The organism is Acinetobacter guillouiae CIP 63.46, from assembly GCF_000368145.1.
GTDB classification, from domain to species: domain Bacteria; phylum Pseudomonadota; class Gammaproteobacteria; order Pseudomonadales; family Moraxellaceae; genus Acinetobacter; species Acinetobacter guillouiae.
Genome location: NZ_KB849283.1, coordinates 1,191,926 through 1,216,534, shown reverse-complemented (window position 1 = coordinate 1,216,534; position 24,609 = coordinate 1,191,926). Strand labels below are relative to the sequence as shown.

Genomic DNA, 24,609 nt, shown 5'->3' with positions numbered 1-24,609 from the left:
CTTCTTTAAGGATTAAAAGATGAAAAAATTAATTTTAGCTACAGCTTGCGCTGTGGCTTCAGGGACTATTTTTGCAAATTCGCCAGTGACAGCAGAACAACGGATTAATCTGTTAGAGACAGAGCTGCAAAAACTCAAAGCAGAACTCGAAGCTCAAAAGCTGTCACAAAATAATTTGCAGGTCAAACAAGCAAAAATTGAAGAAAATGTAGAAAAAAATAAAGCACTTGAAACCGCGAAACCAATAGCGCCTTCATGGGTGACTTGGACAGACAATGTTAAAGTCTATGGAATTGCCCGACTTGATGCTGCAGTTGATTTTAAGTCCTCACCAGATTCGGGAGGAAGAACCACCAATAGCTTAAACCGGACTCCGTTTGAAAGTGACAAACGTTCCGATCATGCTCGCTCAGATGCCATGATCAATGCCAGTCGAATCGGGGTGTATTTCAACAGTCCAGATAAGGCTGTAACAGGAAATATTGAAGCCGATTTCTTTGACAGTGCCAACATGGGTACAGGCGATGGTAAATTCCGTATTCGTCATGCTTTCTTTACTTATAAAGATTGGACTTTCGGTCAAACATGGTCTTTGATGTCCAATATGGAAACACGAACAGAGTCCGTCGATTATACTCAGTTTATGGGAACCTCTTATACCCGTACACCTCAAGTGCGCTATGACTGGAAGATAAATGGCAAGAGTGATTTAAAAGTCGCATTGGAATACACTGGATCTCGGGTTTCAGCATTCCCGACATTGACAGGTCGATATACGGTAAAAGAAGGTGCCTTAACGGCTTTGGCTCAAGGTTTTGTCAATGAAAAATCAGTAGATGTTGCGAAAGATACCGTTAAAAAAGTCAGTTGGGGCGCGGGTGCAGGTTTAAAATACCAACTAAGCCCAGCACAATCTGTACAGGCGAATTATCAATATATTGTGGGTGATCAAAAATTCATGCCATATACCACACAAACTGGCCTGACAAATGCAACCAGCTTAAATGCAGCAGGTGATTTTTCTTTAAATGCGCAAAAAACAGATTTAGAGATGAATAAACTCAATAGCTTAAATATTGGCTATTCATATAAATTTAATCCGCAATGGCGTGCAAATTTATCTGCATCAATTTTTGATTTTGATGATGATTCAGCTTATGCAAAACTCAATCCTGACGCAAATAAGCGTTTAACGGATTATGCTGCCAATCTGTTTTATTCACCTGCTGAGCAAATTGATATTGGTATGGAATATCATCAAGGTAAGCGTGAAGTGTTTGATGGAAGAACAGCAGATGTTTCTCGTATTAACTTTGTGTCGATGTACAAATTCTAAAATAAGGTGAGCTGCGCAATGGAAAAAATAGTTCAACCTGACACAACGCATATCTTGTCAAAAAGTTTTATTTTCATCATGGCAATGGCATGTGGGATTTGTGCGGGTTCGAACTATTATAACCAGCCTTTGATTTATTCTATTGCCGAGGCATTACAGGTCAATGCAGAGCAAGTCGCTTTAACAATTGTGATCGGCCAACTCTCTTATGCCGTTGGTCTGTTTATCTTGGTGCCGCTCGGTGATTTTTTTGAAAAGCGTAGCTATATTTGTTTGTTGATGTGCTGCACAGGTTTCGCCCAGATCGGACTTTCTTTAAGTCAAAGTTTGTCCGTATTGTATGGTTTTACCTTTTTAGCCACCTTCTTTTCGATTACGACACAAGTCTTGGTGCCATTTGCTGCTGGTTTGGCGAGCCCTCAAAAAAGCCCGCAAATTGTCGGAACACTGATGAGTGGCTTGTTTTTAGGCATTCTCTTGGCCAGATCAATCGCAGGCTTACTTTCGACCGTTTGGTCATGGCATGCGGTGTATTTACTCAGTGGTATTGTGATTTTAGCTTTTGCAGTAGTGATGTGGCTTAAATTACCCGTTGCTCGAAAATCTCATCAATTAACAGTGCTACAAATTTATCGTTCATTGTTTACATTGGCCGTTGATCAGCCACATTTAATTCGCCGCGGTCTGGCAGGTGGGATCGGCTTCGGTATATTGGCGCTGATCTTTACCACCATGACTTTTATTCTTGCCAATGCGCCTTATCATTTTAATGATTTCCAAATTGGTTTATTTGGCATAGTTGGTTTGGCGGGTGTGTTTGCAACCCCTTGGGCGGGAAAACAAATTGCCAAAGGATTGGAAAATAAAGTTGCACTGATTTGTATGTGGTTATTGGTACTGGCATGGATTCCACTGTTTTTTGCCCAGCACTCTTTGCTGGCTTATGCCGGAGGTGTGATTTTGGCTTATTTTGGTTTATCGGCCTTTCATGTACTTAACCAAAATCTGGTCTATCGAATTTCAGCACAAGCACGTTCTCGAATTAATTCTATTTATATGACACTGTATTTTGGTGGTGCTGCGCTAGGTTCTTTGGTTGCGGTCTACACATGGAAACACTGGGGATGGAGTGTCTGTGTGGCTGTGGGTTTAGCCATGGCAATTCTAAGTTTTATAATTGACCGAATAGATTTTTATGCCATGAAGAAAACAGTGATAAAAGAATAGGGGCTGTTGACAATTTGTCTACGTTTGCGACTACGTGTGTTTTTTAGGCGATACTAGGCGCGAAATACGAAATTTAGTCATTCTAAATAATGAGAAACATCGTTTCGCAAGGTAACACGTAGCGGCAAAAAACACACTAGTCCCCCGCTGCGCCTTGCGCTGCAAACAAAGCAGTGCTTTGTTCTTGCTCAGGGTTGTGGCTAAAATTATCTCAGTCTGCGTTATGAAACTCAAAAATAGTCTCGCTATTCTTTTCGTTTCATGCCTTATCTGCTCAATTTTAGCCTACAACGCAAGCCATTTATGAAATGTCAACAGACCCTAAGCCGTAAAAGGGCTTAGTCTTTTTATTATTTTCGTATGATCATCAGTGTTGCCGTCGCAAAAGCATAAATTTTGCCATTTTCATCCACAATTTTACCTTCTGTGGTAATGATATTACGTCCAGCATTAATCAGTTCAGCTTGTGCGTAGTAGGCGGTATCGATCTGCATTGGGCGAATCATTTTCACATTGAGATCAATCGTGCCATAACCCATGCCATGTTCCAGCAAGGTATGTGCTGCACTTCCCGTTGCAGTATCTAAAGCAGTCGCACAAAAACCGCCATGGATTGTTCCTTGTATATTTCGATGCGCTTGACTTGGCGTAACCTTATACGTCGCTTTGCCTTTAGAAACTTCGATTAACTGCATAGGAATGGTTTGCGCCATGGGCGACGCTGAAATTTCACCATTTTTTAAAGCAGTTAAGAATTCAAGACCTGTGTATTGAGGGTTATCCATAAATCATCCTTGGAGTGTTAAGCGATTTAATTACCATACTATAAAATTTAATTTTACGAAATAATATTTTGCTATACAAAATTATTTTTTAATCAAATATTATACTTGAATTTTGATTTATTTAAATATTATTGTTCAAATACAGCTTGTTGTGTCGGTTTGTCATGTTTTTGGTGGTATTTTTGAATAAATTTATCTAATGAAAATGAAAATAAATTTTGCAATAAGAAATTTATTTGATATTTTTAAGCAATCGTAAAATAAAATTGTCATCCAAGGGAAATCATCTCTATCTGCATCATCGGCAGAAGAACTGAAAGGGAAACACTATGCCTTTATACAAAGCACCACTGCGTGATATGCAATTTGTATTGCATGAAATGCTGCAAACAGAAGAAAACTACCAAAAACTACCCAAATATCAGGAAACGGTCAGTCGTGAATTGATCAATCAATATTTAGATGCCGCAGCAGACTTTTGTGAAAATGAGCTTGCACCCATCAATCAAAATGGTGATCAGGAAGGTTGTCATTTAAATCAGGGTGTTGTTACAACCCCAGCGGGATTTAAACAGGCTTATCATAAATATACTGAATTGGGTTTTACCTCACTGACGGCGGATCCTGAATATGGCGGTCAAGGTCTACCCACATTATTGCGTATTGCAATCTCAGAAATGCTGTGTGGTTCTAACTGGGCTTGGGCAATGTATCCAGGCTTATCGCATGGTGCAATGCGCACCATTGAACATCATGGCACAGCAGAACAGAAGCAACAATTTTTAAGCAAACTGATTAGTGGCGTGTGGACAGGGACAATGTGTCTAACTGAGTCACATGCCGGTTCAGATTTAGGTTTGATCCGCACCAAGGCCGAACCAAACCCAGATGGAAGTTATGCAATTACTGGCGAAAAAATCTTCATTTCTGCTGGGGAACATGACCTTTCAGAAAATATTATTCATATTGTTTTAGCCCGACTACCACAAGCACCAGCGGGGACCAAAGGGATTTCACTGTTTATCGTGCCTAAATTTAACCTCGATGATGCAGGTGATTGCCAAGATCGCAATAAGGTTATCTGTAGTGCGATTGAACACAAGATGGGGATTCATGGCAATGCAACCTGTGTTTTAAATTTTGATGGGGCCAAGGGCTATTTAATTGGCCCTGAAAATCGTGGGTTAAATTGTATGTTTACCTTTATGAACACAGCACGTATTGGAACAGCTGTACAAGGGTTGGCGGCTTCGGAGATTTCATTTCAAGGTGCATTGAGTTATGCCAAAGAACGTTTGGCGATGCGCGCTTTATCAGGTGCAAAATATCCAGATAAAAATGCTGATCCGATTATTGTACATCCAGCTGTGCGTTCGATGTTAATGACGCAAAAAGCCTTTTCTGAAGGTGGTCGAGCGTTGGCATATTTTCTGGCTCAGCATGTTGATATTGTTGAAACATCCAATGATCCTGAACAACAGAAAATCTCAGATGAATTGTTAGCATTTTTAACCCCGATTGCCAAAGCTTTTTTAACTGAATCAGGTAATGAAGCTGCAAAACACGGCGTACAAATTTTTGGTGGGCATGGATTTATTGTTGAACATGGCATGGAGCAAATTGTTCGTGATGCCCGTATCTCAACCTTGTATGAGGGAACCACAGAGATTCAGTCTTTAGATTTGCTGGCACGTAAGGTGCTCAAGTCGGATGGCAAACTATTAAAAAATATGACTGATTTAATAGAACAGTTTATTACAGCCAATCAATCAAATACCGTATTGGCAGCTTATCTGGAAAAACTGACGGAACTCAAGCAACAGTGGTTATCAATCACAGACAGTGTTGCCAAAAAAGCACAGCAAAACCCAGAAGAAATTGGCGCTGTTTCAGTTGATTATCTGTATTTCTCTAGCTATGTCGTGTTTGCTTATCTTTGGGCACGTATGGCGCAAGTAGCACATGAAAAGTTAAGTCAAGCAACGCCGGACGAAAAATTTTATCAGGCTAAATTAACCACAGCGAAATTTTTCTTTCAAAAATTATTACATCGTACCCAAAGTCATGCAGCTGCTATTGCATCGGGCGCTGAAGCGGTAATGGAACTAGAACAAGATGACTTTGCTTTTTAAGCAGGGTCAGGAAGTTTTGTATTTAAATGAGTAAAAATAAATGGATTTTCAACATATTTTGATTCGTCAGGAAAATCGGGTGGGCTATTTAACCTTAAACCGTCCCGAGGTGCTTAACAGTTTTAATGAGCAAATGCATCGTGAAATTGCTGCAATTTTAGACCTGTGGGCGGTTTCTACTGAGATTAAAGCCATTGTAATCTCTGGTTCAGGTAAGGGCTTCTGTGCGGGTCAGGATTTAAGAGCGAGAAATAAAGAGGTGATAAGCGCAGCTGATTATGATGCAGGTGCTGCCTTAGAAAAATTTTATAATCCGTTAGTCGTTAAAATTTCCAATATGGCTAAACCTGTTGTGGCTGCGGTCAATGGCGTAGCGGCTGGTGCAGGGGCGAACTTGGCTTTGGCTTGCGATATTGTTGTGGCCAAGCAATCTGCTACGTTTATACAATCTTTTTGCAAAGTCGGTTTAATCCCAGATGCAGGTGGGACGTGGAATTTGTCACATCTAGTGGGGCTTGCCCGAGCCAAAGGTTTGACCATGTTCGGGGATAAGCTATCTGCTCAGAAAGCTTTGAGTTGGGGGCTTATTTGGGAGGTCTATGAAGATGATGCTTTTGATCAGGGCGTGATTGAATTGGCAGAACGTTTGGCAGAGCAACCAAGCAGTTCGATTTCGCTAATTAAAAAAGCCTTAAATACTGCTTCGCAAAATACTTTGGCTGATCAATTACAGTTGGAACGTGAGTTACAGCGTATTGCTGGACAATCAGACAATTATAAGGAGGGTGTTGCGGCCTTTATCGAAAAAAGGAAAGCTGATTTTACTTGATCAAATCTATGTCTAATCATGCTTAACCAGTAAAAATTAACTCAAAAAGCACTCTCTTTGGAGAGTGCTTTATAATAATTAATCACTAGTTTTTATCGTTATTTACATGATGGTTTTTAACTCAGCAAGCTAAATAGAGCTTTTATTTTTTATATATGAAGTAAGTTGCGAGAAGAGAAGGAATACCAAAATTAAGTAAAAATATTAAGAATTCTTCTTTAACTCCATATCCTGCTTGTATGCCCATATACATATTCCAGCTCATTGCTACAAACCAAATCAAGATGAACAGAATAAAAAATAATGTCGGGTTAAAACGACCACGTAATATTCGACTTATAAAAAGAATTGCAAGGAGTAGTATTACACCGATGAGAATCGTATAGAAAGTTCGCATATTGGGTCACCATTTGAATTAGAGATTATTTATATTTTCATTCATCATATCGAAGTTGCTTTATCACATTTGTTTTAACTTAATTTTATTGTTGAGCATAATACTTCCCTTATTTGGGCGACTTAATGATTAAAGTAGCGAATAAGACAATGATAGCTGTTTTTAGTAGAACAACAATGATATGAAACTTGGCATGTTTATTCGAATTTTCGAACAATCTAAAAGCTCTTGGGCATTTTTGATGTAATTCAAAAATGAGCAACAACGTCCAGTCTAAAATTGTTGCTTGGGGTGCTTTGATCTGTTGATTCAATTTTGGAGCAGGAAGGTCAATGATCCTGTTTCCCTTGGCTAAATTTTTGAAGACTAAATTCTCCAGATGAGAATTCTGGAGAATCAATGAAGCTCACTTTTGTAAAACCCTATTAAGGCAAATCTAATTCTTTACGCATCTTTAAAGATCGAAGTAATGCCTGATCACGAAGTAATTGAAGATTCTTATCGCCTAGTTTTTTAACAAACTGCTGAGTTTCTTCATTCAGCATCTCAATTTTTTCTTCAGATAAAGTATAAGGGTGCATATCAGCCCACCATTCAGACATTGGTTCACCTAAATGATGCATAGCGGCTTTAAATCCATGTTGATTGGCCAACTGCATATTTAAATAAGGACCAAATATTGCCCAACGTAATCCAGGTCCATTGGTGATGGCAATATCAATATCTTCTGCGCTACATACACCTTCAGAAACCAGATAAAACGCTTCTCTCCAAATTGCAGACTGTAAACGATTGGCGACATGGCCTTTGACTTCTTTTTGAATTAAAATCGGTTTTTTCCCCAATAATCTATAAAATTCAAAAGCATCATGGATATAGTTGGCTTGGGTTTTTTCTCCACCAATAATTTCAACCAAAGGTAATAAATGTGGTGGATTAAAAGGATGGCCCAGTACAATTCTTTCAGGATATAGACAATCATGTTGAATATCTGAGATTTTTAAGCCAGATGAACTTGAGGCGATAATACTATCTTTGGGGCAGTTTTGAGTGAGCTGTGCATATAAGTCTTTTTTTAGATCAATCCGCTCAGGACCATTTTCTTGAATAAAATCGGCATCTTTTACAGCATCTGCTATATTTTGATAAAAAGTGAGATTTTTTAAAGTGTCTGAAACATAATGATCAGAAGAAGTGGTTTGCTCTTCAGCCAATTCAAACAAATCAAGTAAATAGGTCTGAACTCTATTTTTTAAATTTAATTCTGCATCAACAGCAGGATCAAAAGCACTCACCTGAAATCCTTTACTTAAATAGAATGCTGCCCAACTTGCACCAATAACACCAGTACCAATAATGGCAACTTTATTTATGGGTTTCATATATTCATTTTCCTTGAATAACCTGAGAACGTTGGATTGTCTCGTTATGACACATGACAAAGTGAGCCTTTCACTTTGATAAAAACTAAAGATAGAAAAACTAAAAAACAGTAGGGGAGGATTTCCCCTACAAATGAATATGTATTACATCTGGTTAGATGATTTACATAGAGACAAATTCATGATCATTGCAATCATCAACTGTATTATTGAGCGGTATAACCACCATCCATAACCACTGCCTGACCCGTCACGCCCGCCGCTTTTTCACTCGCCAAGAAAACGGCATAATCTGCAATTTCTTCAACATTGAGTAAGCGTTTTTGTGGCACCATGGCTAAAATGACATCTTCAAGTGCACTTGTTTCGCTGACATTGCGAGTTTTGGCTAAATCTTTAATTTGACCACGTACCAAAGGTGTGTCGACATAACCAGGACATAACGCATTGACCGTGATTCCATCACGAGCAGATTCTAACGCTGCAACTTTAGTTAAACCAATCACCCCATGTTTGGCACTGTTATAACCCGCTTTTCCAGCAAAGCCGATTAAACCATTGATCGAAGCCATATTGATAATACGACCATAGTTTTGTGCCTTCATGATTGGAAATGCATGTTTGATTCCAATAAAAGAACCCACCAGCATGACATTTAGTAGTTTTTGATAAATGGCAGTTGGAAACTCTTCGATGGCAGCAACATGCTGAAAACCAGCATTATTGATCAAAATATCCAAACGACCAAAGGTGCTATGTGCTAGACCAATAGCAGCAGCATAAGCCTCTTCATCTGAAACATCACAAGGTGCAGATAAGGCTTCAAATCCATCAGTTTTTAAGGCTAAAACTGCTTCATTACATTTGTCCGCATTCATATCCGAAATCACCACTTTTGCACCTTCAAGGGCAAATTTTTTGGCAATTTCAAGACCAATACCACTTGCTGAACCTGTGATAAATGCAACTTTATCTTTGAGAAGTTGACTCATTATTGACTCCCTGTGTTCATTTTGAAGATAAACTTAGACGATACCAAACCATGTAAATGCGGCAATTGCGACAAATACTGCAACTGTTTTAATGATGGTAATGGCAAAAATGTCTTTATAAGATTGTTTATGTGTAAGACCAGTGACTGCAAGTAGGGTAATTACTGCACCGTTATGCGGTAAGGTATCCATACCACCAGATGCCATTGCAACAATACGATGCATGACTTCAGCAGGAATGCCCATTGCTGCAATAGCTGTATTGTATTGGTCAGCCATGGCACTGAGGGCAATACTCATACCGCCAGATGCTGAACCTGTAATCCCTGCCAGAACGGTTGTGGTGACTGCACCATTGACCAATGGATTGGTAAATGTATGCCCCAAAGCATGACTGATTACGGCAAAACCCGGTAAAGCGGCAATGATTGCACCAAAACCATACTCAGATGCAGTGTTCATCACAGCGAGTAGAGAACCACCTATACTTGCATTTACACCTTCTTTAAAGCTGGTTGAAACACGACGATAATCGAACATAATCGCAGTGATAATCCCAACGATTAAAGCCAAACCAACTGCCCAAATCGCTGACGTTTTTGCGACATCGACAGTGTAATTTGCTAGTCCAAGCGCATTAAAATCAAAGCCATTTGGATACCATGTTTTAATTGCTGTAGATAAATATTTATTCATCACTGCAACTAAAATTAAAGGAACAAATGCCATGAATTGACGTAGACCAGAACCATTATCTTGTTGCTGAGATTGATTTTCGAATTGTTGAAGTTCAGCTTCTGTTAAAGTAATACCAGATGCAAAGCCATCTCCATTGCGAGCAGCAACACGACGACGCCATTCCAGATAAGTTAAACCAACACCTAAAACAAAGATTGCACCGATAATCCCTAAAAATGGCGCTGCATAAATATTGGTTCCAAAAAATGTAGTTGGAATAACGTTTTGAATCTGAGGCGTACCCGGTAAGGCATCCATGGTAAAGGAGAAAGCACCCAGTGCAATCGTGCCAGGAATCAAACGTTTAGGGATATTTGCTTGTCTAAATAATTGGTTTGCAAAAGGATAGACTGCAAAAACCACGACAAATAAACTGACGCCGCTATAGGTTAAAATTGCCCCTAGCAGAACAACGGTAAGCATTGCATTTTTAGAGCCAATTAATTTAACAATCGTTTTGGCAATGGATTCAGCAATACCTGACATTTCAACAACTTTACCAAAAATCGCACCCAGCAAAAACACCAAGAAATAATCTTTAATAAAGCCCACCATTTTTGGCATAAACACACCAGAATAAAATGGTAAAACGTTGGCAGGGTTAATCAGCAAGACGGCCAATAAGGCACAAATCGGTGCCATGAGAATTACAGAAAATCCTCTGTAGGCTGTGTACATCAACAAGCCAAGAGAAAGTAAAATTATACCCAGTTCCCACATATTTTTACTCCGTCCTTAAAGAATATATGTCAAAACCCACCTTGTTTTTATTTCAAATGACGACAAGGCTATCTCAATCATAAAAATGCATTAGTGAGTGAAACCAATAAAAATGGATATCTAGAGAAATTAATATTGATCAATAAATTTAGCTTTTATAAATCGTCCAGACTTATAAATTGGAATATCCATTTCCAAATGATGGATAAAACTATAATCCAAATTATTCGAGGCATTGTTTGAAAATATTTATGAGTCAATATGGAAAACTAATGAATAGAAACAAGTTTCATAAGATTTTTGCGCAATAGGTCATAGATAAGCAAAAGAAAAAAGCCAAATTGGAGATGCAGATGAATGAGTATATGTTGAGCATTTTAATTTTTATTTACAGCAGTGGTTTTATTGACAAGTATGTTGCTTGAAATAAGTCGTATATCGATTTTGCCTTGATTTAAATGCATAGACATATTTTTTACAGATCATACAAATTAAAAACTTTCATTAAGACATCAATCTGAGCAAAAGTGAGATCAGCTAGCATGGATTAATATCTTATTCTATAAGCAAATCGATAGCTCAAATGACTCATTTTAGGATCAAAACTCGCTTGGTTTAGCGTATTATAGAGCTATAAATCAGTTAGGTTGCCGTATGACACTCAAACAGTTAAAAGCTTTTTTAGTTCTTGCTCGGACATTGAATTATGCCAATGCCGCCAATGAACTTTGCCTAAGTCAATCTGCTTTAAGCTTAAGTATCAAAAGTTTAGAGGATGAGTTGGGTGGCAAGCTGTTTAAGCGCAATACCCGCCGTGTGGATCTTACTGCTGAGGGAAATTCGTTGATTCCATTTGCTAAAAAACTTTTGGCAAACTGGGAAGACATGGAAAGAGATGTCAAACAGCGTTTTAAATTACATCGTGGCACATTGAATATTGCCTCGATGCCTTTCGCAACACATGCCGTTTTACCTGCTGTACTGCATGAATTTAATAAGAATCACCCCAATATCAATTTTTCAATCCATGATATTCCCAATGAAAAAATTATTGAAAAAGTCCAAGAGGGTATTTTTGAAATTGGGATTTGTTTTGAACCGCAACACAATGATCAATTAATATTTAAGCCATTTTTCAATGAAGATTTTTTAGCACTACTTCCCAAGGATCATGAGTTGGCGCAGCGTAAAAGTGTGACATGGCGTGAGCTGTATGCTTATCCTTTTATCACTTTACAGAAACCTTCGATCATTCGACACGTGGTGGAAGAGAAATGTTCACAAAATAATATGATCTTAGATTTAAAACTTGAGTGTCATCAGATTAGTTCATTGTCGCATTTTGTGGCTTTTGGTATGGGGGTCAGTGCGATTCCACGTCATTTTCAAAATTATATCGATAAAGAAAATAATGTTTTGGTTGAAATTGAAGAGGGCAATGTCAATCTTTCGGTTGGGATCATTTATAAAAAAGATTTTGAACTTTCTAATATTTCTTCGCAATTTATTGAAACGATATTGGCACATCAGTTTTAAAAAGAATGTTAGCCCATCATAAAGTCCACTATTTCAGGATAAAATCAGATTAATGAGTTTTACTCATTAGACATTTGAAAGAATCAATTTCTAAAATAATTTGCTCGATGTTAATAATAATAATTCTAAAGGACATAGAGTTAAAACGATGAACAAAGTTGTCGCGAATGCACATGAAGCTTTGGCTGATGTGGTTGCAAACAACCAGACTTTTGCAGTGGGTGGTTTTGGATTATGTGGTATTCCAGAAGCATTGATTGATGCCTTAAAAGAAATTGGCGTAACGGGTCTAACCTGTATTTCTAACAATGCAGGTGTGGATGATTTTGGTCTAGGCAAGCTTTTACAAACCAAACAAATTAAAAAAATGATTTCATCCTATGTCGGTGAAAACAAAGAATTTGAACGTCAATATTTAAATGGTGAGCTTGAAGTTGAGTTGACACCTCAAGGCACCTTGGCTGAAAAATTGCGCGCAGGTGGTGCAGGCATTCCAGCGTTCTTTACCCAAACAGGTGTAGGGACATTGATTGCCGAAGGCAAAGAAGTTCGCGAATTTGATGGTAAAGATTACATACTCGAACAAGCATTGGTTGCAGATATTGCTTTGGTAAAAGCCTATAAGGCAGATAAAGCCGGCAACTTAATTTTTCGTAAGACTGCACGAAACTTTAACCCTGAGTGTGCAATGGCTGGCAAATTGACCATTGTCGAAGTTGAAGAAATTGTTGAAATTGGTGAGTTAGATCCAGATTCAATTCATTTACCGGGAATTTATGTAAGTCGTATTGTTTTAAATGCGCAGCCTGAAAAACGAATTGAACAATTGACATTGAAGACGGAGATTTAATCATGGCTTGGACGCGTAATGAAATGGCTGAACGTGCAGCGCAAGAGCTTGAAGATGGCTTTTATGTCAATCTAGGCATTGGCTTACCTACCCTGGTTGCAAACTATATTCCTGACAATATCAATGTCTGGCTTCAATCTGAAAATGGCTTATTGGGGATTGATGAATTTCCAACACAAGCTACTGTCGATGCAGATTTAATTAATGCGGGTAAACAAACCGTAACTGCACGTAAGGGTGCTGCATTTTTCTCTAGTGCTGAATCTTTTGCCATGATTCGTGGTGGTAAGGTCAATATTGCCATTTTAGGATCAATGGAAGTTTCCGAAAAGGGAGATTTAGCCAACTGGATGATCCCTGGGAAAAAAGTAAAAGGTATGGGCGGTGCAATGGATTTGGTTGCTGGTGTACAAAAAGTCGTGGTGTTGATGGAACACTGTGCTAAAGATGGTAGTCCTAAAATTGTCGCTGAATGTTCATTACCGCTTACTGGAAGACTGGTCGTAAACCGTATAATTACGGATCTAGGGGTGATGGATATCACTCCCCAAGGTGTTGAGTTGATTGAATTGGCTAAAGATGTGAGCCTAGAACAAATTCAGGCGGCAACAGGGGTAGAGCTGATCACCTCAAATCTCGCTGTGGCTTGATTGTGACAAAGCAAGCTTAAAATTATAATTTAACCAGCCAAGTTTAAATGCTAAGTCGCTTTGGCGGCTTAGACATGTTATCAATGGATATGCTATTTTCAAAAATACCCGCTTCAAAAGTATACGCATTTAAAATACAAGGTGAACTCGAATGGAAAAGATTGTCATCGTCACTGCTCGTCGTACTGCAATGGGAAGTTTTCAAGGCAGTCTTGCAAGTTTATCTGCACCGGATTTGGGTGCAGTCGTCATTGAAAAAGTTGTTGAACAAGCCAATGTACCTGTTGCTGATATTGATGAAGTAATTATGGGCTGTGTATTACCTGCGGGTTTAAAACAAGGTCCAGCACGTCAAGCGATGCGAAAAGCGGGTTTACCAGATCATGTTGGCGCAACCACAATCAATAAAGTCTGTGGTTCTGGGATGAAAGCTGCAATGCAAGCCAGCGATGCCATTAAAGCAGGAAGTGCCAAAATTATTGTCGTCGGTGGTATGGAGTCTATGACCAATGCACCGTATTTATTACCTAAAGCACGTTCAGGTTATCGGATGGGGCATGGTCAAGTGATTGATCATATGTTCCTTGATGGTTTGGAAGATGCGGGTACGGGGCGTGCAATGGGAAGTTTTGCACAGGAAATGGCGGATAAAAAGGGCTATAGCCGTGAGCAAATGGATGAGTTTGCAATTCGCTCACTGACACGTGCAAAAAAAGCGATTGCAGAAGGTTATTTTAAAGACGAAATCACGCCTGTTAAAGTGGCGTTACGTCAGGGTGAGATCACTGTAGATGTGGACGAAAATCCAGAAAATGCCAAGATTGATAAAATCCCAAGCTTAAAACCTGCATTTGCTAAAGACGGTACGATTACTGCTGCAAACTCTAGTTCAATCAGTGATGGTGCATCTGCACTACTGATCACGTCGGCGTCAGAAGCGCAAAAGCGTGGTTTAACTGTATTAGCAGAAATCAAAGGCTATACAACCAATTCCCAGCATCCTGAAGAGTTTACCATTGCACCTGTGGGAGCAATTGAAAAATTACTGAAAAATCTCGCTTGGTCCGTAGACGATGTTGATCTTTGGGAAATTAACGAAGCTTTTGCCATGGTCACTATGGCTGCAATTGATGCATTTAAACTTGATCCTGAAAAAGTCAATATTAATGGTGGCGCTTGTGCACTCGGGCATCCACTGGGTTCATCAGGTTCACGAATCATTGTGACCTTGATCCATGCTTTAAAACGCTTAGGTAAAACCAAAGGGATCGCAACACTTTGTATTGGTGGTGGTGAAGCTACAGCACTTGCAGTTGAATTAAGCGCATAATTTATTGTTTATCGTAATAAATAGCTAAATAGTTTGTGATTCAAAATTAAAAAAGCCGGTCGTTTCAATACTGCCGGCTTTTTGCTGTTCTTTGTCATGTGAGTTTATGTATAGTCAACTTGTCAAAAAATCAAACCCAAGAAATTAATATTTTTAATTAAATCAATTATATGGCGAGATAAATTGTTTGATTATAAAAAGTTTGCAATGCCCCACCTTACATTCAAAGTTTCAATACCTTTGTGTAGGCGATACCTGACTTTTCGTAGAGGATGCCAAACCTTGCGCTGCAAACAAAGCAGTGCTTTGTTTTTGCTCATGTTGGGCGGGGGACGTCCTGTACCCCCGTATTCCCACACACAAGGGGCGACATCCATGTCACCCCACGGTAGGACAACCATTTATAATTCAAAAGCACAAGGCTTTATTATCAAATCTTACCATTTATGACTATAAGTCACTTTCAATGTTGCACCTGACGCCAGCAGATGGCTGGTGTTATTACTGGTACGGAGAAGTTGGCTGTATAATGGATAGTATTTACGGTTAAACATATTCTCTAATCCAATCGTAACAGTATCTTTTTTGTTTAGGGCAAAACTACTGATTAAATCTGCAGTGGTATATGACTTCACATCATAACGACCAAAACCGTTGACACCGTTTAAACGATAATCTTCTGAAGCAAAATATGTCGCTTGTAAACGATTTGTCCATGTGTCTGTTGGGCTATAAGAAATGTATCCTGTTACTTTTAAAGGTGGGATACGATAACCCGTCATATCTTGTTCTTTATTGCTGTTCTGTGGGGTTTCACGGCCTTTCATCCATGTAACACTTCCTCCAGTTCCCCATACTTTTGCATCATCAAGATAATCAAGAGTCGCTTCTACACCAGTCACTTTTTCTTTGGTACGCGTCAGTATCAAGCGATTGTTAAACGATTGAACACCACCCAGATCTGAAGTTGACTGGAACACTGCTAAGCTTGAACTAAAATTATTAAAATGACCATTCCAACCGAGCTCGTAATTATCTACTTTAACGGGTTCAAGGAATGAGGATGCTAAGTTAAATCCTGCTGTTGCATTACGGATTACAACCCCTACATCGGGCAATTGGAAACCTTGATTAAAAGATGCGTAAATCGAGTGCTGATCTGTTGGCTTAAAGGTGATATTGGCATTATATAACCATGCATCCGCCGTTACTTTACCACCCTTAACAGTATAAGGATTTGGTTTACCTAGTTGTGATAGTGGAACAAAGCTATCAATTTTTGCATAACTGTCTTCATAACGCGTACCAACTTCAGCAGACCATTGTTCATTGAAATTATGCTTTAATTGCGCAAAACCGCCGATACTTTGGGTGGTTAATTCAGGTAAATAGATTAGTTTTCCATTTTTAACAAATTCTAAGCCGCCAGATTGGTCATAAATTTTAGGATCAAACGTGTCTAGAGGCATTTCGCTTTTTTCACGACTAAAATCGCCACCCCAAACAATTGACGTATCACCTAAAAATTCTAGTGGAGTGTTTACGGTTAGGCGACTGCCAAGTACATTATTATTTTGATAAACCTGATCGACTTGCCCACCACGTGTACTGACTTTACGGGCATCAAATGGCGAGAAGCGAGTAAAAAAGTCTCGGTAATAGATTTGCGCGTCAACTTTGCTGCCAAATAAATCTTTATTGTTATAGGTTAAATTGTAGATTTGATTTTCATTTTTATTCTGGTCTTTTAATTTAAGCCCTTTGATTGCTTTCGCAGGTACGCTACCTGCAGGAAGTTTTGCTACACTTGGGTCAGAGGCATAGTCAGAATCTTGTTCAGCATTATAGTAATTTGCTGCAAATTGAAGATATTGGTTGTCGTCAATGTGATAGCCAAGTTTACCGCCTACGCTATATGCATCCGCATCAAACAGATCCCCTTGACTTGGTTCTGGTGCAACACGATCGCCTCTGGCATCGTATGGACTACCAATACGTTGATAGCCAAAATCAAATGCATAGTCAAAGTTATTTAAGCTTCCAGAAAAATATTGATGAATATCTCCACTTAGAGCATCTGTACGAAAGTTGGTCAAAGCGCTTTGTAGCCCAATCACAGTTTTTGCAGTCGGTTCACCGCCTGCAGCTTTGGTGGTGATTGAAATCGTTCCGCCAGCAGCACCACTTCCATAAATCGCATTACTGCCACGAATGACTTCTATCCCTGTAATACTTTGAGGGTCGATTGATGAAAGACCTCTTGATGTATCACGTGTCAAATTCATAGGTACGCCGTCAACCAAGATCAAGGCATTACGTCCACGTAAAGTTTGCCCATAATCAGTAATTGTACGACTTGAGTCTGATAAACCAGGCACAACTTTGGCTAAAACTGTGGCAATATTTCCAGAAGACGCATTTTTTAGAAATTCAATTTGTTTTTCATCTAATTTGGTCACTTGTTTTGCAGAAGAGGAGAATTCATCTGAGCGTGATGCGCTGACAGTAATGGTTGGAAGCACCGCAGCTTTGTTTTCTGTATCTGTAGCCTCTGTGGGTGAAATAGCAAAAGAGGATTGTGATAAAAAGATGAACCCACCAATTGATATAAGTGGAATGATTTTTTTTACATCAGACTTCTTATTAAAAATTTTGTTGCTTTTCATCTTGTTTCCTTTTATCTCACCCTGAGATTGCTTTAAATTGACGAAAGTATAATTGAGAATGATTGTAATTCACAGAAACTACTGAATACAGAATAAAGCACTTATATTTAGTTTAAATTTATAATGATTTGCTTTCATAAATCTTTTTTTACTCGGCTTGTATCATTTCTTTCAATTGATCCTAGCGAATTGCTTTTTTGTTTTTAGTAATTTGTTTCTCGCTCTATTCAGGAACGAGAAGAAAGTATTAAGAGGGCAAACTTTCTATTTGTTAAAAATTATAAAATAATCGTGATTTATATCACGCTTAATCAAGATAAATTTATCTGATCCTGTCTTTCATTGATCAGCATTTTAGGAAATTTAAGGTTGAATTTTATAGTCTGAGTGATTTGATTAGACTTTACTGTGTGAGAAAAATGAAGAGTTGTTAAGTGGGAGTAATTTTTTATTATTGAATGTAAATAATAATAGTTATCATTTGTATTTGTAATTAAGCATGGATATTCTCCGTAGGTACTTATCCCCCCACAGAGTAATCCTGATGAGATCAATCACAAATAAAATTGCCTTGCAGCATTTAGTGAACTCATATTTACAAGAAACAGGTCATGGTCGTTTTCTCTCTTTAACAGAACAATCTCCTCATTTAACAGACAGAGGCAAGGGCAAAGTTTTACTGAGTATCCCTTTGCACGCAATCAATGGGTTTCTTTATGCACCGATTGAATATTTCAGTCAGGTGGGGCGACACCGTTTTGCTGACTTGCCGTGGGTCGAGCGAGAAGGTCAGTATCTGGCACTCAGCCCTGTAAATATTGCGGCAAATCTACTGGAAAATTTAATTGAACAATCCAAAGCTCAGCAACTTGATGCATCTTCATTGCTGGAATGTTGGATTCAGAGTCACAGGGCACTACAGCAATTTCTCAGTCATCGTGAACCAGATTTTGATCAGATTATAGCAAAACAGCAAAATTTTATTCAGAGTGAACAGGCATTGGTACTTGGTCATAGCATGCATCCTTCACCAAAAAGCCGTCAGGGTTTTGTACAGGATGACTGGAAGATTTTTTCACCTGAAACACAGAATACCTTCAAAATGCAATTTTTATATGTGCACCCAGAACATATTGCTTCGGACAATGCGCATAAAATTGATATTCCCACACAGTTTAAACATGATTTAGAGCCATATTTCAATGCGTATCACCGAGCAAAAATAGCCCAGTTTCCTGACTATGCCTTGTTACCTTTACATCCATGGCAGGCACGTTATTTAAAGGACAAGGGCTGGTATCAACAGCTTTTACATGAAGAAAAATTGATTGATTTTGGCGCGCTAGGCTGGGATGTCAAAGCAACAACTTCAGTACGTACGCTGTACAGTGAGCAATCACCTTGGATGTTCAAGGCATCCATGACTGTGGCTGTTACTAATTCAGTTCGGGTCAATCTGTATAAGGAATGCCACCGTGGTTTGTTGAGTTATCAGCTGTGGCACGATGATTGTCTAAGTGAATTCAGGCAGAGAAATCCGAACCTTCAGGCTTTGAGTGATCCTGCTTGGATTGCATTGAAATTTGATGGTCAGGTACTGGATGAAACCATCTGTATTCTGCGTGAAAATCCATTTAAGGTCAGTGATGATGTGACTTGTATTGCTTCATTGTGTCAGGACCATCCTGTATTGGCAAAAAATCGCTTCAGTGAAATTTTTGCAGATATTTCAAAACAAACAGGCCAGTCTCAGGCTGAAATTGCATTGCAGTGGTTTGATCGTTTCCTAGAAATGACCATTCTGCCATTGATGGAGTTGTATCATGAATATGGAATGGCTTTTGAAGCACACCAACAGAATACCTTGATTGAACTGGAACAGGGTATGCCTAAAACAGTATGGTTTAGGGATAATCAAGGCTTCTACTATATCCGTGAGCTTGCCACAGAAATTTTGAAACATTATCCGACACTGGCAACAGATGGTCAGGCAGTATGCCCATTGTCATTGGTGGATGAACGTTTCCGTTATTACTTTATTGGTAATACCTTATTTGGTCTGATTAATGCCATAGGTATGACTGGCGCCGTTCAGGAGCAACAATTAATTGAAATGCTGCAATCCTACTTGTTGCAGGCCTATCAGAAATATCCTGAAAGCAATTTATTAAAGACTGTTTTGCATCATGAAACTTTCCCCTATAAAGGCAATATGATGACACGTCTGTATGAACTGGATGAGTTGCAAGCTGATATTTCTCAGCAATCAATCTATGTTGATTTAAAAAATCCACTCTATGTTAGACAAGTTATTGAGGAGGCCGACTATGCTTGATTTCATCGGTGTTGGTCTTGGGCCCTTTAATCTAAGTCTTGCTGCGTTGGTGAATCAGCATGCTTCATTAAAGTATTGTTTCTTTGAAAAACGTGAAAACTTTGACTGGCATGCAGGATTACAGCTGCCAGGTGCGATGTTGCAGGTCCCTTTTATGGCCGATTTGGTCAGTCTGGTTGAGCCAACAAGCCCTTATAGTTTTCTGAACTATTTAAAGGCACAGCAACGTCTCTATAAGTTTTACTTCCGTGAGAATCTGTATATTCCGCGCAAAGAATATAACCATTATTGCCAGTGGGTCGTAAAGCAGCTGCATGATCTAAACTTTGGTCAGCGGGTGGTGGACGTTGCTCCAATCTCTGGAGGTTTTCAGGTGATTGCTGAACAGCGTGGACGATTGTCCATTCATCAGACCCGTAAACTGGTATTGGGGGTGGGAACGGTGCCGCGATTACCCAAACCATTACAAACCATTTCAGAACAGACAGCCTCTTGTCTGCACTCTTCCAGCTATCTACAGCAGTGTACCGATAATCTGTCTGGCAATGTGGTACTGATTGGCTCTGGTCAGTCTGCGGCGGAAATTTTTATTGATTTATTTGATCAGCAGATTTCATCAGAAACAGGTAAGCCCCGATTCCATTTGTATTGGTTGACCCGCTCCGCAGGTTTTTCACCCATGGAAAATACACCATTGGGTCTGGAAAGCTTTAGTCCAGATTACATGCGTTATTTCTACCATTTACCAGAAGCTCTCAAGGATACTCTGCCAACTGCACAAGCCCATTTGTATAAGGGTATCAGTAGCAGAACCATTCAGGAAATCTATGAGCGCCTTTATCACCGTAGTATTGGACAAGCGGATACCTGTGTGACTATTGCTGGCAACTATCAGTTGGAGAATGCACAGTTACATGGTCCGAATAATATCCAACTTGAATTTTTACAGACTCAGCAGCAGCAGATGTTGAAACTCCGGGCGAGTACCGTGATTGCAGCAACGGGTTATCAATATCCTGCACAGACGTTCCTGAATAAGCTAAATGACGGGATTGTATTAGATACCCAGCAACGCTGGAAAATTAGTGAGCATCATCAACTGCAATATCAAGGGGATGGTGAGATCTATATTCAAAATACCAGTCTACAACACCATGGCGTAGGTACCCCTGATCTGGGATTGGGCGCATTTCGTTCCGCACGGATCGCCAATCAGATTCTGAAAGAAAACTATTTTGATGTAGACGGAAAACAAGGCTTTCAGGATTTTCAGCTAGGTAGTCAGGCCTTGACGACTGAATTCCAAATAAATAATTCCCGAACAAATACAGTCATGCCGCGTCCCTCTGGGAAAACCGATGATCAGTATTTAAAAGTCATGAGCAAATAACACAGGGGACAGGAGATGGCTGAACAGCCACAACCACTGTTGCAGACAGAAAATCCTGCATCTTCAGGGTTACAACGTTGGGTGATGATCTGTGTGATGCTGGGGACTGGCACCGTCAGTATAAATAACAGTAGTTTTAACCCCGCTATTCCTCAGTTGATGCATGATTTTCAGATCAATGAAACAGCCGTCAGTTGGGTGATGGTTATTTTTCTGCTGAGTATGAGCCTGAGTCTATTGCTCACAGGTTATTTGAGTCAGCGATTTGGTAAACGTCAGGTATATCTGACTGCGTTGACAGTCTTTGGTTTGAGCTCGATGTATGGTGCTTTTGCAGGGCATTTTGAAACTGTACTGCTGGTTCGTGCCTTACAAGGCTTTTCAAGTGGATTGATGATCCCATTGTCTCTGGGAATTATATTTATGGTAACTCCGCGTGCGCAGCGGGGTACTGCTACAGGGCTATGGGGTGCCATGATTATGCTGACTTTGGCATGTGGACCCATGCTGGGTGCACTGGTTTTGGTATGGTGGAACTGGCAGGTGTTGTTTTTATTGAATGTTCCGCTAACCATCTGTGCATTGGTGATGGGATTGCGTTGGTTGCCGTCACAGCAGACGAATATGAGATTGTTAGGTTTTGACTGGAGGGGTTTTGTACTGCTTGCTGTGGGTATTGTGGCGTTACTGCTCAGTTTGAGTGGTATCCAGCAGTTGAGTGACATCCAAAGACCTGAGTTTCTGCTGTTGTTCAGTACAGGCATTGCGGCATGTTGTGGCTTTGTTTGGTTTAGTCGTAATAAGCCCAATGCCTTAATTGACTGGCAACTGTTTACCAGTAGTGGTTTTAACTACAGTGTCATTATTTCAGTTGTGCATACCATCGGACTGTTCATTACCTTACTCCTGATCCCACTACTGTTACAGAATACTTTAAAACTCAGTCCAGTGTGGACAGGGCTGATCCTGATGAGCAGTGCATTGACCACCAGTCTATGTAGTCAATGGGCGGGTAAATATCTCGATCAACATGGTGCCCGACAATTAATCTGTTTTGGTCTTCTGTTGACTGTTGCTGCATTTGCTGGTCTGGCATTGATTCCTGGTACACATGTTATATCCCTGATGTTTTGTATGATCTTGCATGGGTTGGGATTTGGTTTGTCCTATATGCCAGCGACAACAGCTGGGTTAAATAGTCTGGAAGATCAGGAACTGGTGACTCAGGGAGCAGCTGTTAATAACTTACTGCGCCGGATCTGCGCTGCAATTGCTGTTGTGATTGCAGCACTCTATCTGCAAATTCGTACACACAATATTTCATATTCACCTGAACTCGCAATTGCTCAAATTCATGCAATACGGGAACTGTTTTTGATCTGTGCAGGAGTGATGCTGTTGGCATTACCCGCTGCATGGAAGTTTCCGAGTCAGAAGCAAGCGGACGTTTTGGTTCAAAATCAATAAAGGTAAAAATAATGGGCAATTTACATCCAGCACTTTCCACGGCCACACATTCTGTGAATACAAGCACTTTGGCTTGGCAAGAGCCTGATCAAGTCACAATGCAGAAAGTTGAACAGCGTGTGATCAAACAATTGCTACAGGCACTGATTTATGAAGAGGTGATTCCAGCCCAATTTGAGGATGGTGTTTTTTATATAGATGTGATCAATTCACAAGGGCAGTCGGTTCGTTACGTGGCTGCAGGACAGCGACATCTCAGTTTTGGACTGGTACGCATGACTGCTTCAGATGTTATCCGTGAAGATCATCAGGGACAGAAAACGGTTGCACAGTTGAATTTAGTGATTGATGAGATCGTCAGAAGTATTCCACAGGCAGCCCAGATTGATGGTTTTATCAGTGAATTGAAGCGAACTTTTATTCATGATGTGCAGTCTCAACATTGCCAGAATGAGTATGCATTACCAGCAGCACAATATAGTTATGATGTGCTGGAAACCTATCTGATGGATGGCCACCCCTATCATCCTTGTTATAAATCTCGAGTTGGTTTTAATCTGCAGGATAATCTGAAATATGGGGTTGAATATGCACAACCTATTCATCTGGTGTGGATTGCAGTACATCAGTCCATATTTTCCCATAACGCATCCAGTCATTTAAATGCGGATGATTTCCTGCAGCAGCAGTTGACTGAACAGGATCAGCAAGAGTTTGCAAAGGTTTTGGATCAGCAAAAAAATGCAGATGAGTATATTTGGTTACCCGTTCATCCATGGCAATGGGAAAATACTATTGTGCATGTGTTCTTTAAGGAAATTGCTGAGCAGAAGATTGTTTATCTGGGACGAGGGGAATATGCCTATATTGCTCAGCAGTCACTGAGAACACTGACCAATTTACAACATCCTGAAAAGCCTTATATCAAAATGTCTATGAGTCTGACAAATACCTCAAGTTCACGGATATTGGCAACGCATACCGCAATGAATGGGCCGCTAATTACAGATTGGCTACAGGGTTTAAAAAAGAACAGTGAAATTGCCCAAAAATTGGATTTTGATATTCTTGGTGAAGTACATGCCTCAGCAGTGGATTTCACGCGTCTGCCTGCATCACATGCCAAACAGGCATATGGAACTATTGCCAGTCTGTGGCGTGAAAGTGTGCAGCAGTATCTAAAATCTGGTGAAGACGCGATTCCTTTGAATGGAATTGGTCATGTCCAGCAGGATGGGAAGTTACTGATCGCACCTTGGCTGGATCAGTATGGTGTGGATGCATGGGTTGGGCAATTGCTGTCTGTGGTCATTCAGCCAATTCTATATTTACTCTTTGCTGAAGGAATTGGAACTGAATCGCATGGGCAGAATATCATTTTGGTTCATCGTAATGGCTGGCCAGTACGGATCATTTTAAAGGATTTTCATGATGGGGTACGCTTTAGTCCTGATCATCTGACCCATCCAGAAGCTTTTCCGACCTTGCATGCATTACCTGCGGAACATGCGAAAGCCAATCGCATGTCATTTATCCTCACGGATGATTTAAATGCAGTACGGGATTTTAGTTGCGCTTGTCTATTCTTTGTTGCGTTGAGTGATATCGCCATGACACTACAACAGCAGCTTGACTTTAGTGAACAGGTCTTCTGGCAAAAAGCAGCAGATATTATTCATGATTTTCAGCAGCAATATCCTGAACATCAGTCACGCTATGCGGTGTTTGATGTCTTTGCAGAGCAATATTGTATTGAATCGCTGACCCGCCGCCGCTTATTCGGTGATGGTGATGTACAGATGCGTTATGTCAATAACCCTCTGTTCCATTTCCGTCAGCCTGTTTAG

At 39.8% G+C, this 24,609-nt stretch carries 17 protein-coding genes; 12 read left to right on the top strand and 5 right to left on the bottom strand.

Features of this window, described 5'->3' with window-relative positions; genetic code table 11:
- Window positions 1-19 precede the first annotated feature (19 nt).
- Together dcaP and F981_RS10850 are read left to right on the top strand one after the other, a co-directional pair.
- Complete coding sequence (gene dcaP / locus F981_RS10855) at window positions 20-1,336, top strand: outer membrane trimeric porin-like protein DcaP (protein WP_004721452.1); 1,317 nt, start codon at window positions 20-22, stop codon at window positions 1,334-1,336.
- Window positions 1,337-1,354: 18 nt separating this feature from the next.
- A complete protein-coding gene (locus F981_RS10850) occupies window positions 1,355-2,563 on the top strand; it encodes an MFS transporter (protein WP_004721450.1) in 1,209 nt (402 codons plus the stop codon).
- Between the two features lie 350 nt (window positions 2,564-2,913).
- Here the strand turns inward: F981_RS10850 and F981_RS10845 are convergent, their stop codons facing one another.
- Window positions 2,914-3,348 carry a PaaI family thioesterase gene (locus F981_RS10845; RefSeq protein WP_004721448.1) on the bottom strand — a complete coding sequence of 145 codons (435 nt, stop codon included), beginning with the start codon at window positions 3,346-3,348 and terminating at the stop codon, window positions 2,914-2,916.
- A 329-nt stretch (window positions 3,349-3,677) separates the two neighbouring features.
- Between F981_RS10845 and F981_RS10840 the strand changes: the two genes are divergently transcribed.
- Both F981_RS10840 and F981_RS10835 read left to right on the top strand, forming a co-directional pair.
- Window positions 3,678-5,480: an acyl-CoA dehydrogenase C-terminal domain-containing protein gene (locus tag F981_RS10840; protein ID WP_004721446.1), complete on the top strand. Its 1,803-nt coding sequence runs from the start codon at window positions 3,678-3,680 to the stop codon at window positions 5,478-5,480.
- A gap of 40 nt (window positions 5,481-5,520) precedes the next feature.
- The gene (locus tag F981_RS10835) at window positions 5,521-6,309 is read left to right on the top strand and encodes an enoyl-CoA hydratase-related protein (protein ID WP_004721444.1); all 789 of its coding nucleotides are present in this window, start codon (window positions 5,521-5,523) and stop codon (window positions 6,307-6,309) included.
- An 822-nt stretch (window positions 6,310-7,131) separates the two neighbouring features.
- On the opposite strand, the gene F981_RS10820 is transcribed toward F981_RS10835, so the two are convergent.
- The 3 genes from F981_RS10820 to F981_RS10810 all read right to left on the bottom strand — a co-directional run bounded on the left by F981_RS10820 (window position 7,132) and on the right by F981_RS10810 (window position 10,538).
- Window positions 7,132-8,088 carry a 3-hydroxyacyl-CoA dehydrogenase NAD-binding domain-containing protein gene (locus F981_RS10820; protein ID WP_004721440.1) on the bottom strand — a complete coding sequence of 319 codons (957 nt, stop codon included), beginning with the start codon at window positions 8,086-8,088 and terminating at the stop codon, window positions 7,132-7,134.
- A gap of 206 nt (window positions 8,089-8,294) precedes the next feature.
- On the bottom strand, window positions 8,295-9,080 hold the full coding sequence (locus tag F981_RS10815; protein ID WP_004721439.1) for a 3-hydroxybutyrate dehydrogenase: 786 nt from the start codon (window positions 9,078-9,080) through the stop codon (window positions 8,295-8,297).
- 33 nt (window positions 9,081-9,113) lie between these two features.
- Window positions 9,114-10,538, bottom strand: coding sequence for a GntP family permease (locus F981_RS10810; RefSeq protein ID WP_004721436.1), 1,425 nt, complete (start codon window positions 10,536-10,538; stop codon window positions 9,114-9,116).
- A gap of 654 nt (window positions 10,539-11,192) precedes the next feature.
- Here F981_RS10810 and F981_RS10805 point away from each other — a divergent pair.
- The 4 genes from F981_RS10805 (at window position 11,193) to F981_RS10790 (ending at window position 14,904) form a co-directional block, all read left to right on the top strand.
- Window positions 11,193-12,074, top strand: coding sequence for a LysR family transcriptional regulator (locus F981_RS10805; protein WP_004721435.1), 882 nt, complete (start codon window positions 11,193-11,195; stop codon window positions 12,072-12,074).
- A gap of 148 nt (window positions 12,075-12,222) precedes the next feature.
- Window positions 12,223-12,924: a CoA transferase subunit A gene (locus F981_RS10800; RefSeq protein ID WP_004721433.1), complete on the top strand. Its 702-nt coding sequence runs from the start codon at window positions 12,223-12,225 to the stop codon at window positions 12,922-12,924.
- Window positions 12,925-12,926: 2 nt separating this feature from the next.
- Window positions 12,927-13,574: a 3-oxoacid CoA-transferase subunit B gene (locus F981_RS10795; protein ID WP_004721431.1), complete on the top strand. Its 648-nt coding sequence runs from the start codon at window positions 12,927-12,929 to the stop codon at window positions 13,572-13,574.
- A 151-nt stretch (window positions 13,575-13,725) separates the two neighbouring features.
- A complete protein-coding gene (locus tag F981_RS10790) occupies window positions 13,726-14,904 on the top strand; it encodes a thiolase family protein (RefSeq protein ID WP_004721428.1) in 1,179 nt (392 codons plus the stop codon).
- A 437-nt stretch (window positions 14,905-15,341) separates the two neighbouring features.
- On the opposite strand, the gene F981_RS10780 is transcribed toward F981_RS10790, so the two are convergent.
- A complete protein-coding gene (locus tag F981_RS10780) occupies window positions 15,342-17,570 on the bottom strand; it encodes a TonB-dependent receptor (protein ID WP_004721427.1) in 2,229 nt (742 codons plus the stop codon).
- Window positions 17,571-18,114: 544 nt separating this feature from the next.
- Here F981_RS10780 and F981_RS10775 point away from each other — a divergent pair.
- Genes F981_RS10775 through F981_RS10760 form a run of 4 tightly spaced genes read left to right on the top strand, consistent with a single transcriptional unit; the run spans window position 18,115 to window position 24,609 of the window.
- Window positions 18,115-19,905: an IucA/IucC family protein gene (locus F981_RS10775; protein ID WP_004721425.1), complete on the top strand. Its 1,791-nt coding sequence runs from the start codon at window positions 18,115-18,117 to the stop codon at window positions 19,903-19,905.
- Window positions 19,898-21,295, top strand: a complete 1,398-nt coding sequence (locus F981_RS10770; RefSeq protein WP_004721422.1) for a lysine N(6)-hydroxylase/L-ornithine N(5)-oxygenase family protein — start codon at window positions 19,898-19,900, stop codon at window positions 21,293-21,295. Before F981_RS10775 ends, F981_RS10770 begins: the two co-directional genes overlap by 8 nt.
- Window positions 21,296-21,310: 15 nt before the next feature.
- Window positions 21,311-22,762 (top strand): DHA2 family efflux MFS transporter permease subunit, encoded by a 1,452-nt coding sequence (locus F981_RS10765; protein ID WP_004721420.1) that lies wholly within the window; start codon window positions 21,311-21,313, stop codon window positions 22,760-22,762.
- Window positions 22,763-22,773: 11 nt separating this feature from the next.
- Window positions 22,774-24,609 carry an IucA/IucC family protein gene (locus F981_RS10760; protein ID WP_004721417.1) on the top strand — a complete coding sequence of 612 codons (1,836 nt, stop codon included), beginning with the start codon at window positions 22,774-22,776 and terminating at the stop codon, window positions 24,607-24,609.